This window comes from Nonomuraea montanisoli (assembly GCF_013363975.1).
Taxonomy (GTDB): Bacteria; Actinomycetota; Actinomycetes; order Streptosporangiales; family Streptosporangiaceae; genus Nonomuraea; species Nonomuraea montanisoli.
Window position 1 is genome coordinate 134168 of the sequence record NZ_JABWGN010000008.1, and the last position, 13575, is coordinate 147742.

General features: G+C 74.2%; 9 protein-coding genes. 6 read left to right on the forward strand and 3 right to left on the reverse strand.

Annotated features, from left to right (window positions below; translation table 11 throughout):
* Together HTZ77_RS21500 and HTZ77_RS21505 are read right to left on the reverse strand one after the other, a co-directional pair.
* On the reverse strand, positions 1 to 1074 hold the full coding sequence (locus tag HTZ77_RS21500) for a C39 family peptidase (RefSeq protein ID WP_328808683.1): 1074 nt from the start codon (positions 1072 to 1074) through the stop codon (positions 1 to 3).
* A gap of 90 nt (positions 1075 to 1164) precedes the next feature.
* Positions 1165 to 2274, reverse strand: coding sequence for a DUF5925 domain-containing protein (locus HTZ77_RS21505; protein ID WP_235994953.1), 1110 nt, complete (start codon positions 2272 to 2274; stop codon positions 1165 to 1167).
* Between the two features lie 205 nt (positions 2275 to 2479).
* Between HTZ77_RS21505 and HTZ77_RS48305 the strand changes: the two genes are divergently transcribed.
* From HTZ77_RS48305 to scpA, 6 genes are all read left to right on the forward strand, one after another.
* Positions 2480 to 3748 (forward strand): CASTOR/POLLUX-related putative ion channel, encoded by a 1269-nt coding sequence (locus HTZ77_RS48305; RefSeq protein WP_328808684.1) that lies wholly within the window; start codon positions 2480 to 2482, stop codon positions 3746 to 3748.
* Positions 3749 to 3897: 149 nt separating this feature from the next.
* Complete coding sequence (locus HTZ77_RS46435) at positions 3898 to 4341, forward strand: hypothetical protein (RefSeq protein WP_235994954.1); 444 nt, start codon at positions 3898 to 3900, stop codon at positions 4339 to 4341.
* A 207-nt stretch (positions 4342 to 4548) separates the two neighbouring features.
* Positions 4549 to 5580, forward strand: a complete 1032-nt coding sequence (locus HTZ77_RS21515) for an S-methyl-5-thioribose-1-phosphate isomerase (protein WP_175591444.1) — start codon at positions 4549 to 4551, stop codon at positions 5578 to 5580.
* A gap of 103 nt (positions 5581 to 5683) precedes the next feature.
* Positions 5684 to 6463: a peptidoglycan recognition protein family protein gene (locus HTZ77_RS48310; protein WP_328808685.1), complete on the forward strand. Its 780-nt coding sequence runs from the start codon at positions 5684 to 5686 to the stop codon at positions 6461 to 6463.
* Positions 6464 to 6563: 100 nt separating this feature from the next.
* Positions 6564 to 8369 (forward strand): methylmalonyl-CoA mutase subunit beta, encoded by a 1806-nt coding sequence (locus tag HTZ77_RS21525; RefSeq protein WP_175591446.1) that lies wholly within the window; start codon positions 6564 to 6566, stop codon positions 8367 to 8369.
* Positions 8366 to 10513: a methylmalonyl-CoA mutase gene (gene scpA / locus HTZ77_RS21530; protein ID WP_175591447.1), complete on the forward strand. Its 2148-nt coding sequence runs from the start codon at positions 8366 to 8368 to the stop codon at positions 10511 to 10513. The genes HTZ77_RS21525 and scpA overlap by 4 nt, the downstream gene beginning before the upstream one ends.
* Before the next feature lie 303 nt (positions 10514 to 10816).
* Here scpA and HTZ77_RS21535 read toward each other — a convergent pair whose 3' ends face one another.
* The gene (locus tag HTZ77_RS21535) at positions 10817 to 13486 is read right to left on the reverse strand and encodes a serine/threonine-protein kinase (protein ID WP_175591448.1); all 2670 of its coding nucleotides are present in this window, start codon (positions 13484 to 13486) and stop codon (positions 10817 to 10819) included.
* Between the last annotated feature and the right edge of the window lie 89 nt (positions 13487 to 13575).

The following is a 13575-nucleotide window of genomic DNA, read 5'->3' on the forward strand; positions in this document are numbered from 1 at the left end:
TCACCAGTTGCCGTCGGAAGGGGGAAGGGGGTGCCCGGGCGGATGGAGGACGTAGACGATGCCGCCGCTGCCCGAGCCCCGCAGCCACACGTTCTCGAACGCGGCCCGCGGGTAGACCCTGCGCACGTCGGCGTCGCTCGGCGCGGCCGGGTCGTTGACGACGACGTCGCCTCCGGCGGTGAAGCCGATGACGACCATGATGTGGCCCTCCGTCGAGTAGCCGGACCCCGGCAGCTCGTGGGCCTTGAACGACTGGGAGGTGACCACGGGGATCCCGGCGCGGACGAACGCCTCCAGCTCCGCCGCCGAGCGCAGCCGCGTGACGAACCCGGTCAGCCCGTACCGACAGGCGTAGGCGACGTTGAACGGCCAGTTGCCGGTGCCCTGGTAGCTGGTGTCGTAGGTGCCGCGGGCGGCGTGGTCCACGAGCGGCGACGGGTCGCCCTCGCCCACCCAGGCCAGGTCGCCGGCCTCGGGGCCGCGCCGCCAGTAGCCGAGCACCATCGCCACCGCGGCCGGGCCGCACCAGTTGGCGCCGCCGCCGTCCAGGTGCGGGTGGTGGCCGGCGTGCTCGTGCTGGGAGTGGCAGGGGACGTCGAGCCGCACCTCGCCCGCGCCGTCCCGGCCCGGATCGTAGGCGGCGACGATGGGGAACGGCGGCACGGCCGAGGCCATCACCCCGAGCGAGCCCACCTCCACCCCGGGCCCGCACGGCGTCACCCGGACCTGGAAGGCCACCACCGGCCGCCGCGCCACGAACGTGTCGACCGCCACGTCGCCGTCGTCGTCGCCCTGGCCGGCCACGGAGGTGCGCGGGTCGCCGTGCTCCGACCAGCGGCCCATCACGTACCACTTGGTCAGGGAGCCGGACGCCGTCCTGGCCCGCAGCTCGATCTCGACCCAGGAGCCGGGCGGGGTGCGCGCCGTCCACGACGGGACGAGCTGGGTGGCGGGGAAGCCGATCGGCACCTCGTCGCCGGTCCACGGGGCGAGCCCGCCCGGGACGCCGTCCGCGGCCGCGAAGGACACGGCGAGGCGGTGGAAGGCGACGCGGGCCGGATCGACGGTGAGCACCAGGCCGATTGTGCTCCCCGGCCTGGTCGCCCGCATCGGAAGGTTTACGTACGCGCCGGAAATGTCAGAAAAGGTGCCGTCGGAGAGTCGTCACAGGTAGAGGCCGGTGGACTCGTCCGAGGCGGGGGCGGAGACCACCCGTCCCGAGCGCGCCGCGAACAGCTCCGCCAGCGTCGCCCCCGCGGGCCCGATCCCGTCGGAGGAGCCGAGCCAGCCGATCGCCTCCTCGCGCGTCAGCGCTCCCACCTCGAGCTGCGCCAGGCAGCGGCCGGGACGGACGACGGCGGGGTGCAGGCGGGCCAGGTCCTCGTTCGTGGTGATCGCCACGAGCACGTCGCGGCCCTGGCCGAGCAGCCCGTCGGTGAGGTTGAGCAGCCGCGACAGGCCCTGCCCGGTCTGCGACTTGGCCGCCGCGCTGATCAGCTCGTCGCAGTCCTCCAGCACCAGCAGCCGCCAGCGCTGCTTCTCCTCGTCCGAGTCGTAGCCGACGGCGACCTCCATGAGGTAGCCGGGGTCGTTGAACAGCCGCTCCGGATCCAGCACGCAGTCCACCTGGCACCACTCCCGCCACTGCCTGGCCAGCGAGCGCAGCAGCGTCGTCTTGCCGGTGCCGGGCGGGCCGTGCAGCAGGATGAGCCGGCCGTGCACCTCCGCCGGGGTGATCGCCATGAGCGTGGTCAGCGAGCGGCGGACCTGCGCGGAGTAGTTGCCGCTGATGTCCTCCCACGGCTGGGCCGTGATCGGCCTCTCGGTGCGGGTGCCGCCGTGCGCCCCGCGCCACCAGAAGCCCATCTCCACGTGGTCGGTCTCCGGCTCGGGCTCGACGGCGCCGTCCGTGCTCTCCTTGAGCACCGAACGGGCCAGCTCCTCCGTCACGGCGGTCACGCTCACGGTGGCGCTGCGGTTGCGGTAGCGCACGACGCGCAGGGTCCAGCCGTCACCGCAGATCAGCCGCGACTCCTGGCCGTCCTGGATCTGCGCCGTGCGTACGAGCCGGCCGCCGGCCGGGCTCAGCGTGGCCTCCGGGCGGACCCGCTCCAGGTTGGCCTGGCGCGACCAGGGCTGCACCCCGGTGGCGAACGGCGACAGCGCCAGGGCGTCGATGACGTCGATCGCGTTGTCGCTGTCGTCGATCCAGATGTTCATCGGCAGGCCGGCCGACTCCGGGCTCGGGAACGGCACCTCCTTCATCACGGACATGAGGATAATGATCCATTTCCGGTCGTGTCCTGTCGAAGGGTTTTGCGATATGGCATGACATCGGCGCCATGGCGATCCGTCATAGGTCCGGCACCACCGGCCGGAACAGGACATTTCGCCAGGTCATCGGTATCGCTGCGGACGGGCCGATCCACCTGTACCTTGTTGCGTCGGTCAAGTGTGCGAATGGTGGAGGTAAGACGGCGTGGCTGGGGTGAGCTTCCGTGAGCGGGCGCGCTACTGGTTCGACAACACGATGTCCAGGGGGACCGCGTCGCTCGTCGGCCTGCTGGGCGTCCTGTCGGTCGGCCTCGTCGTGGCGGTCGCGGGCCTGACGCTCTGGCTGGCGCCGCACGAGCCGGAGGGCGTGGGCGGCGCGGGCGAGGTGCTGTGGATCGCGCTCATGCACGCGCTCACCCCCGGCAAGGTCGCCGGCGACAAGGGGTCGGCCGCGTACATGGCCGTCATGTTCGCCGGATCCCTCGGCGGCCTGTTCATCGTCAGCATGCTCGTCGGCCTGCTGTCCAACGGGCTGAAGCTGAAGGTCGACCGCCTGCGCCGGGGCCGCTCCCGCATCGTGGAGAAGGGCCACACGGTCGTGCTCGGCTGGTCCGACCAGGTGTTCACGATCGTGGGCGAGCTGGTCAAGGCGCACGCGAGCCAGCCCGGCTCGGTCATCGCCGTCCTCGCCGACCGCGACAAGCTCGACATGGAGGAGGAGATCCGCGAGCACGTCGACCTCGGGCGCACCCGCCTGGTGTGCCGCACCGGGCGGCCCACCGAGCCGCGCGACCTCATGCTCATGAACCTGCAGAGCGCCCGCTCCGTCGTCGTCCTGTCGCCCGACGGCGAGGACCCCGACGCGCACGTGATCAAGATCCTGCTCGCGCTCGCCAAGCGCGCCGGGGCGCATCCGCCGGTCGTGGCCGCCATCGCCGCCTCCGGCAACATCCCCGCCGCCCGCCTGGCCGGCGGGAGCGAGGTCCACGTCGTCGACTCCGACGACACCGCCTCCCGGCTCATCGTCCAGTCCTCCCGCCAGTCGGGCATGTCGGTCGTCTGCATGGACCTGCTCAACTTCGACGGCGGCGAGATCTACCTGCGCTCCGGCGCCGACCTGGTCGGGCGCACGTACGGCGAGGCGCTGCACGCCTACGAGACCGCCGCCGTCATCGGCCTGCGCCGGCGCTCGGGCGTGGTGCTCAATCCGTCCATGGACACCGTCGTCTCCGAGCACGACCAGATCATCGTCATCGCCCACGACGACTCCCACATCCGGCTGGCCACCGGCGAGCCCGTCCTCGCCGAGGAGGCCGTGGTCTCGGCCCCGCCCACCGCGCTCCAGCCCGAGCGCACGCTGGTGCTCAACTGGACGGCCGGGCCGAGCACATCGTCCGCTACCTCGACGGCTACGTCGCCCCGGGCTCGGTCCTGGAGGTCGCCGCCGACCATCCCCGAGCCGGCGAGGGCCTGAGCGGGCTGGCCAACCTCACGGTCCACGTCAAGGAGTGCGACACCACCGACCGCTACCAGCTCGAAGCGCTCAGCCTCGGCCTGTTCCAGCACGTCATCGTCCTGTCGGACGACCGCTTCGACCCCCACCACGCCGACACCCGCACCCTCATGACGCTGCTGCAGCTGCGCGACATGCAGACCGCCCGGGGCGAGCGCTACTCGATCGTCAGCGAGATGCACGACGAGAGCAACCGCGTGCTGGCCGAGGTCACCGAGGCCGACGACATCGTCATCAGCGACACGGTCATCGGCCTGCTGCTCGCCCAGCTCGCCGAGAACCGCCACCTCGCCGACGTCTTCAGCTACCTGTTCGACTCGCACGGCTCGGAGATCTATCCCCGGCCCGCGGGCGACTACGTGAAGACGGGCACGGAGGTGACGTTCTCGACGGTCATCGAGGCGGCGCGGCGGCGCGGGGAGACGGCGATCGGTTACCGCCACGCGGCCGAGCGCAACACGCCGCCGCACTACGGCATCGTGCTCAACCCGGCGAAGTCGCAGCCGGTCAGGTTCGCCGAGGGCGACTCGGTCATCGTCCTCGCCGAACGCTGACCCGCCCGCTCCGTCCGCCTGCTCCGTCCGCCCGCTCCGTCCGCCTGCTCCGTCCGCCTGCTCCGTCCGCCCGCTCCGTCCGCCTGCTGCGCCCGGCGGGACGGGCGGCCGGGCGGTCGGGGATCCGCGCGCCGTGCGTCCATGGCGAGACAGCGGAGAAGCGCCGCACGAGTGGCGGATCGATCGGCGTCGGTTACCGTGCGGAGGGTGAGGACCATTGACTGGGTGGACGGCGCGGTCGAGCTGATCGACCAGACGCGGCTGCCCGACGAGTGCGTCACGCTGCGGATCACCACCGTGGACGAGCTGATCGACGCGATCCGGCGGCTGGCCGTGCGCGGCGCGCCCGCGCTGGGCGTGGCGGGCGCGCTCGGCGTCGCGCTGTCCGGCGGCGACCCGGACGCCGTCGCCCGGCTGCGCGCCGCCCGGCCCACCGCCGTCAACCTCGCCTGGGGCGTGGACCAGGCCGCCGCCTGGCTGCCGGAGGGCCGCGAGGCCGTCCTGGAGACGGCCCTGCGCATCCGCGACGAGGACATCGCCGCCTGCCTGGCCATGGGGGAGCGCGGAGCCGACCTCCTGACGGCCGGCCTTCTGATGGCCGGCCCTGTGACGCCGGACGCGCTCGCCTCGGGCGGGCCCGGCTCGGGCGCGGGCGGCGGGCCCGGCTCGGATGCGGACCGCGGGCTGCGGATCATGACGATCTGCAACACCGGCGGGCTCGCGGCCGTGGAACGCGGCACGGCGCTCGGCGTCGCGCAGACGCTGCACGAGCGCGGCCGGCTGGCCGAGGTGCTCGCGATGGAGACCCGGCCGCTGCTCCAGGGCGCCCGGCTCACCGCCTGGGAGCTGGCCCGCATGGGCGCGCCGCACCGGCTGGTCGCCGACGGCGCGGGCCCGTACCTGCTGGCGAGGGGCGGTGTGGACGCGGTGCTTGTGGGCGCCGACCGCATCGCGGCCAACGGCGACACCGCCAACAAGATCGGCACGTACGCCCTGGCGCTGGGCGCGGCGCGGGCCGGCGTGCCGTTCGTGGTGGTGGCGCCCGAGACGACGATCGACGTCGCGACCCCCACGGGCGCCGGGATCGAGATCGAGGACCGGGGCGCCGAGGAGATCGTGACGCTGCGCGGGACGCGGCTGGCGCCGGAGGGCACGGACGCGGTCAACCCGGCCTTCGACGTGACCCCGCACGACCTGATCACCGCCATCGTCACCGACAAGCGAGTGATCCGTCCGTAAAGCGAATAATCGTCAATTCACTGATCTGTCCGGATAGGCCGCGTTACGCTCGGTTGCCGTACTTTCTACCCTCCGGAGAGACGCAACGGTGGCCATCGACCTCGTGACCCGACGTGACTGGGGTGCCCGCGCACCCCGCGGAAGCTACACCCAGCTCGCCTCCACGAAGGGGGTGAAAGTTCACTACACGGGTGGTCTGGTCAATCCCGGCATCGTCACCGACCACAACGGCTGCGTGTCGCTGGTGCAGTCGATCCAGCGCGGACACCAGGACGGCAACGGCTGGCTGGACATCGGGTACTCGTTCGTGGCGTGCCCGCACCGGAAGGTGTTCGAGGGGCGGGGGCTGCACCACCTGCCCGCCGCCAACGGACCCGGCCTCAACTCCGGGCACTACGCCGTGCTCGGCCTCGTCGGCAACGCCGGGCTGGTGGAGCCGCCCGACGGCGTGCTGCACGCCATCCTCGACGCCGTCGAATACGTCCGCGAGCGCGGCGACGCCGGCCTGGAGATCAAGGGGCACCGCGACGGGTACGCGACGGACTGCCCCGGCGAGCCGCTGTACGCGTGGGTGCGCAGGGGAGCGCCCCGTCCGGGCGGCGACGGGGACGGCGACCCGGGCGACGGAGAGGGCGGCGGCGAGCCCGAGGCGCCGCCGTTCCCGGGCCGGCTGCTGCGCTACCCGCCGGTGACCCGCGGGGAGGACGTGCGCACCTGGCAGCGGCAGATGAAGGCGCGCGGGTGGGACCTCGACGTGGACGGCGCGTACGGCGCGCAGTCGAGCGACGTCTGCCGCCGCTTCCAGCGCCGGCAGGGGGTGGAGGACGACGGCGTCGTCGGTCCCGTCACCTGGCGCCTCGCCTGGGAGGCCCCCCTCTCCTGACGTCCGGCACGCTTCCCGGTGGGCCGGGCAGGTCGTGGTGGTTCGGCTGGGGGACCCCTGGGGTTACCCGGTTCGCGGCGTTCCGCCTACTATCCGAATCATGGACCTGGCAGCCGGCTTCCCCGCGACCACCCGCGACGAGTGGCGGGCGCTCGCGCTCGCCGTCCTGCGCAAGGCGGGGACGGAGACCGGCGACCCCGAGGAGGCCCTGTCCAGCCCCACGTACGACGGGGTGACGCTCGCCCCGCTCTACGACGCCGACGACCTGCCCGCCGCGCCGCCCTTCGACCGGGCCGAGCACGCGGCGCGGGCCGCCGGCGGCTGGGACGTGCGGCAGCGCCACGCCGTCGCCGACCCCGAGGCCGTCCTGGCCGACCTGGAGAACGGCGTCACCTCGCTCTGGCTCGTCGTGGGCGAGCGCGCGATCCCCGCGGACGCGCTGGGCCGGGTGCTGAAGGACGTCTACCTCGACCTCGCGCCGATCACCCTGCAGGCCGGCCGCCGCACCGCCGAGGCGGCCGAGGCGCTGCTCGCCCTCGCCGCCGAGCGCGGCACCCCCGCCCGGGGCAACCTCGGCGCCGGCGCGGACGACCGGGACACCGCCGTGCGGCTCGCCCAGCGCTGCGCCGCCGAGCACCCGGGGCTACGGGCGATCACCGTGGACGCCACGCCGTACCACGACGCCGGCGGCGGCGACGCCGACGAGCTGGGCTGCTCGATCGCGCTGGGCGTGAGCCACCTGCGCGCCCTCACCGACGCCGGGCTGGGCGTCGAGGAGGCGTTCGGGCAGCTTGAGTTCCGCTACGCCGCGACCGACGACCAGTTCGCCACCGTCGCCAAGCTGCGGGCCGCCCGCCGGCTGTGGACGCGGGTCGCCGAGCTGTGCGGGGTCGGGACGGGCATCACCGGAGTCCCCGGCGTCCGGGGCGGCGTGGGCGCCGCCGGGCCGCCCGGGGCGCAGCTCCAGCACGCGGTGACCAGCTCGGCGATGATGACCGCGCGCGACCCGTACGTGAACATGCTCCGCGTCACCGTGGCCTGCTTCGCCGCCGGGGTGGGCGGCGCCGACGCGGTGACCGCGCAGCCGTTCGACGCCTGCCTCGGACGGCCCGACGCGTTCTCCCGGCGCATCGCCCGCAACACGCAGGCGCTGCTGCTGGAGGAGGCCGGCATCGGCCGGGTGGCCGACCCCGCCGGCGGGTCCTGGTACGTCGAGCGGCGCACGGCCGACCTGGCCGAGCGGGCCTGGGAATGGTTCCAGGAGATCGAGGCGGCGGGCGGCGTCGACCGGGCGGCCGGCCTGGTGTCCGCGCGCGTCGCCGCGACCCGGGAGCGCCGCGCCGCCGACGTCGCGCACCGCCGCTTCCCGATCACGGGCGTGAGCGAGTACCCGGACCCCGGCGAGAAGCCGCCGCGCCGCCCCCGCGAGAGCGGCCCCTGGCTCGCGTCCGCCGCCCACGACGCCGAAGGGGGACTGCCGGTCATCCGGTACGCCCAGGAGTACGAGGAACTGCGCGACCTGGCCGACGCCCTGCCCGAGCGCCCCAAGGTGTTCCTCGCCACGATCGGCCCCGTCGCCGCCCACTCGGCCCGCGCCGCGTTCGCCGCCAACCTCTTCCACGCCGGAGGGCTGGCCACCGAGACCGCCGGACCGGGCGCCGACCCCGACCAGATCGCCACCGCGTTCGCCGTCAGCGGCACCACCGTCGCCTGCCTGTGCTCGACCGACCGCCTGTACGCCCAGCACGCCGAGGCCGTGGCCGCCGCCCTCAGGAAGGCCGGCGCGCGGCTGGTCTGGCTGGCCGGCAAGGGCTCCTACGACGGCGTGGACGCCTGCCTCCACACCGGGTGCGACGCGCTCGGCGTGCTCCGCACGACCTTCGAGGCCCTGGAGGTGGCCCGATGATCCCCGACTTCACCGGTGTGCCGCTGGAGGGCAAGGCCCGCCCCGACGCCTCCCCGGAGACGGAGGGGGCCGCGTGGGAGACGCCCGAGGGCATCGGCGTCAAGCCGCTCTACACGGCCGCCGACCTCGACGGCCTCGACTTCCTGCGCACCTACCCGGGCGCGGCGCCGTACCTGCGCGGCCCGTACCCGACCATGTACGTCAACCAGCCGTGGACCATCCGCCAGTACGCCGGCTTCTCCACGGCCGAGGACTCCAACGCCTTCTACCGGCGCAACCTCGCGGCCGGGCAGAAGGGCCTGTCGGTGGCCTTCGACCTGGCCACGCACCGCGGCTACGACTCCGACCACCCGCGCGTCGAGGGCGACGTGGGGATGGCCGGGGTGGCGATCGACTCGATCTACGACATGCGGCAGCTCTTCGACGGGATCCCGCTGGACCGCATGTCGGTGTCGATGACCATGAACGGGGCCGTGCTGCCCGTCCTGGCGCTCTACATCGTGGCCGCCGAGGAGCAGGGGGTGGAGCCGGAGCAGCTCGCCGGGACCATCCAGAACGACATCCTCAAGGAGTTCATGGTCCGCAACACCTACATCTACCCGCCGGCCCCCTCCATGCGGATCATCTCGGACATCTTCGCCTACACCAGCGAGAAGATGCCGAAGTTCAACTCGATCAGCATCTCCGGCTACCACATCCAGGAGGCCGGGGCCACGTGCGACCTGGAGCTGGCGTACACGCTGGCCGACGGCGTCGAGTACCTGCGGGCCGGGGTCGCGGCGGGCATGGACGTCGACCGGTTCGCGCCCCGGCTGTCGTTCTTCTGGTGCATCGGCATGAACTTCTTCATGGAGGTCGCCAAGCTGCGCGCCGCCCGGCTGCTGTGGGCGAAGCTCGTGGCCGGGTTCGGGGCGAAGAACCCCAAGTCGCTGTCGCTGCGTACGCACTGCCAGACGTCGGGCTGGTCGCTGACCGCGCAGGACGTCTTCGTCAACGTCGCCCGCACCTGCGTCGAGGCCATGGCCGCCACGCAGGGCCACACGCAGTCGCTGCACACCAACGCGCTGGACGAGGCCCTCGCGCTGCCCACCGACTTCTCCGCCCGGATCGCCCGCAACACCCAGATCCTGCTCCAGCAGGAGTCCGGCACGACCCAGGTCATCGACCCGTGGGGCGGCTCGTCGTACGTGGAGCGGCTCACGCACGACCTGGCCGCGCGCGCCTGGGCGCACATCGAGGAGGTCGAGGCGGCGGGCGGCATGGCCCGCGCCATCGAGGCGGGGCTGCCGAAACTGCGCATCGAGGAGGCCGCGGCCCGCACCCAGGCGCGCATCGACTCGGGCCGCCAGCCGGTCATCGGCGTCAACAAGTACCGTCCCGACGCCGACGAGCCGATCGAGGTGCTCAAGGTCGACAACAGCGCCGTACGGGCCAGCCAGCTCGACAAGCTGCGCCGCCTGCGGGCCGAACGCGACCCCGACGCGGTGAACCGGGCGCTGGAGGCGCTCACCAAGGCCGCCGCGAACCCCGAGCCCGGCCTCGACCACAACCTGCTCAAGCTGGCCGTGGACGCCGCCCGCGCGAAGGCCACCGTGGGGGAGATCTCCGACGCGCTGGAGCGGGTGTTCGGCCGGCACGCCGGTCAGATCCGTACCATTTCCGGCGTGTACCGCGACGAGGCAGGCCCGGGGGCGAACATCGAGCGGGTGCGGCGGGCGTGCGCCGACTTCGAGCGCGCCGAGGGCCGCCGCCCGCGGATCCTGGTGGCCAAGATGGGACAGGACGGCCACGACCGGGGCCAGAAGGTGATCGCCACGGCCTTCGCCGACCTGGGCTTCGACGTGGACGTCGGCCCGCTGTTCCAGACGCCGGAGGAGGTGGCGCGCCAGGCGGTGGAGGCCGACGTGCACATCGTCGGCGTGTCGTCGCTGGCGGCGGGCCACCTGACGCTGGTGCCCGCGCTCCGGCAGGCGCTGGCCGACCTGGACGCGTCCGAGATCATGATCGTGGTGGGCGGGGTGATCCCGCCGGACGACTTCGCCGAGCTGCGCGCCGCCGGGGCCGCCGCGATCTTCCCGCCGGGCACGGTGATCGCGGACGCGGCCCTGGACCTGCTGCGCGACCTCCAGGAGCGCCACCGCTAGCGCCCGATGCCGGCCTTCGCGCGGATCGCCCGCAACGGGCCTTGCCACCGACGACCGGGATCGGGACGTCGGCGCAGGTCCACGTCCGGTTGAGGTCGTCCCGGGACCAGGTGCAGGCCGCTGAGTGCGCCCTCGCCCGCCCGGGCCGGTGATCTTCCGCTCGGTCGACGCGCAGGTGCCGGCCGCGGCCGGGGCGGCGGGGCCGACGGACCGCTCCGCCGGCTCGGGCGTCTCGGGCGTCTTCAGGATCCGGACCGTCGAGATGATCGTGGAAAGGGCTCGCGGCCCGCTGCGATCACCCTGTCACGGCTGGCAGAACGTGAGCGAGAGCGAGCGCTGGCGGGTCACCGGGGTGGTGATCCGGAACGTGACGAGATGGGTGCCGCCGTCGGCCGTCAGGGCGCGGGGGGCGTTCACGACCAGCCGGCCGTCCTCCTCGACGACCGTGGAGGCGCGGCCGGTGACCCGGCCGTCCACCATCCACACGTAGCCGAACGGGAGCCGCTCGCCGCCGCGCTCCACCAGCGCGGTGAGCGTGACCTGGTCGCCGGCCCAGCAGGTGCCGTTCCTGGTGCCGAGGGCGCGCACGTACGACAGCCTGAGCCGTCCCGTGACCGTTCCGGCGGTGGGGGATCCGGTGCCGTCGGGCTCGGCGGAACGCGTGGCGTCCGGGCTCGCCGAGCCGTGGTCGGCCGGGGCGGGGGTGCGGGTCTTGGTGGGCCGTTTGCGCGACGGAGTCGGCGACGCGCTGGGGGAGGCGCCGGAGGAGGCGCTGACCAGGCTCTGCGACCTCGGCTGCGGGGAGGACGGGGTCAGCCACACGATGGCGCCCCCGAGGGCGACCGCGGTGAGGCCGGAGGCGACGGCGATGACCACCTTCTTGCCGCGCCGCCCGCGCGGCTTCGCGGGCGCGGGCTCGCCGGTGGGCTCCTCGTCCCACTGTTCCGGCTCGCCGGACGCGGGCCGCGCCTCGCCGCCCGGCCACGGCGCGCCCGGCGCGGGTCGCGTGTCGTCGTGCGCCCACTGCTCCGGCGGCGCGCCTTCCTGGCGCCGTACGCCGTCAGGGCGCTCCACGGGCGGCCATACCTGCTCGCCATACGCCGAGCCACCCGCCCCCGAGGCGAAGGCCCGCTCCTCGTACGCCTCGCGACCACCTGCGCCCGGGCTGAAGACGTGTTCCTCGTACGCTTCGCGACCACCTGCGCCCGGGCTGAAGACGTGTTCCTCGTACGCTTCGCGACCGCCTGCGCCTGGGGCGAAGGCGCGTTCCTCGTATGTCTCGCGACCGCCCGCACCCGGGGCGAAGGCGCGTTCCTCGTATGCTTCGCGACCACCCATGCCTGGGCTGAAGGCGCGCTCGTCGTACGCCTCGCGGGTGCCCGCGCCCGGGGGGAACACTCCCGAGTCGAACGTCTGCCCGGCCGCCAAGCCCGGCCCGCCTGGCGCGCCCGGTCCGCCCGCTGCCGCGCCATGCCCGCCTGACGTGCCCGGCCCGGTCGTGCCCTGGCCGACCGGGCCGTCCTCGAACGCCCACTCGTCGTCCGCCTCATGGCCGCCCGCGCCGCCCGCGCCCGCCCCGCCCGCGCCTGTGCCGAACACGCCCGCCCCGCTCGCGCCGGTGCCGAACACGCCCGCCCCGCTCGCGCCGGTGCCGAACGCGCCCCCCGCGCCGAACGCCCCCGCGCCGCCGGTGCCGAACGCCCCCGGGCCGGACGGCTGCGCGCCGGGGGACCCCGGGTGGGAAGAACCCGGCGGGGCGGCGGTGGGCTGGGGGATGTCGTGGTCGTGGGAGTCTTCCCAGGCCCCGGCGGCGGGCGGCCAGGTGGCGCCCCGCGGTCCCGTCACGGGCCGGACCGGGTCCGTGGACTGCGAGACCGGCTCCTGCCAGGCCGCCGCCTGCGGCGCCGTGTGCCACTGCTCCGCCGGGCCCTCCGACCGCGACGGGGTCGAGGACCGGTCCTGGAAGACCGGTGCGGCCTGCGGCGCGGCCGGGGACGAGAACGGGCCGGCCGACGGGACGTGCGGCCCGGCCGCGGACGGATGCGGTGCGGCGGGGGAGCCGTGCGGCGGCGTCGAGGACGGATGCGGTGCGGCAGGAGAGCCGTGCGGCGGCGTCGAGGACGGCGCGTTGGAGGACGTCGCGTTCAAGGACGGGGTGTTCGAGGACGGGGTGTTCGAGGCGGCCGGGGACGCCGGGGACCCCAGGAGGTGGAGCAGCACCTCGTGCATGGCGGGCCGCGCCGCCGGGTCCTTGGCCAGGCATCGCGTCACCGCCGCGCGCAGCGCCTGCGGCAGCTCCCCGAGGCGTGGCTCCGCGCGCAGGATGCGGTTGATCACCGCGGGCAGCGAGTCGTCGCCGAACGGCGGCGTGCCCGTGGCCGCGAAGACGATCACCGAGCCCCACGCGAACACGTCCGCCGCCGGCCCCACCGCCTGCCCCGCGAGCTGCTCGGGCGCCATGTACGCCGGGGTGCCCACGATGTTGCTCGTGGCCGAGAGCTTGGAGTCGAGCGCGCCCGTCACGCCGAAGCCGATCACGCGCGGCCCGCCCGACCCCAGCAGCACGCAGGCCGGCTTGAAGTCGCGGTGCGCGAGCCCCGCCCGGTGGATCGCCGCGAGTGCCGTGGCGGTGGCGACGGCCAGCCGCTGGAGCTCCGCGCCCGTCCGGCGTCCCGCCTGCTGCAACGACGGCCCGTCCACGTACTCGCTCACGAGGTACGGCCGGCCGCTGACGGAGGCGTCGAGCACCTGCGCGACGTTGACCGGCTCGACCTGGCGGGCGGCGGTCATCTCCCGGACCAGGCGGTCGTCGCCGGCCAGCCCCTCGTGCAGGACCTTGACCGCCACCGGCGCCCCGTTCGGCGCCTTGGCGAGATAGACGACGCCCTGGGAGCCGGCGCCGAGGCGGCCGGCGAGCCGGTAGGGCCCCACCGCTGCCGGGTCGCCCTCGCGCAGGGGTTCGACGTGGGGCATGAGGGGAGTGACTCCTGTGACGGCTGGGACGACTACGCTCTGCACCTTAGCGTCAAAAGTTATGACTTGGCGGGAGTTAATCTGATCAA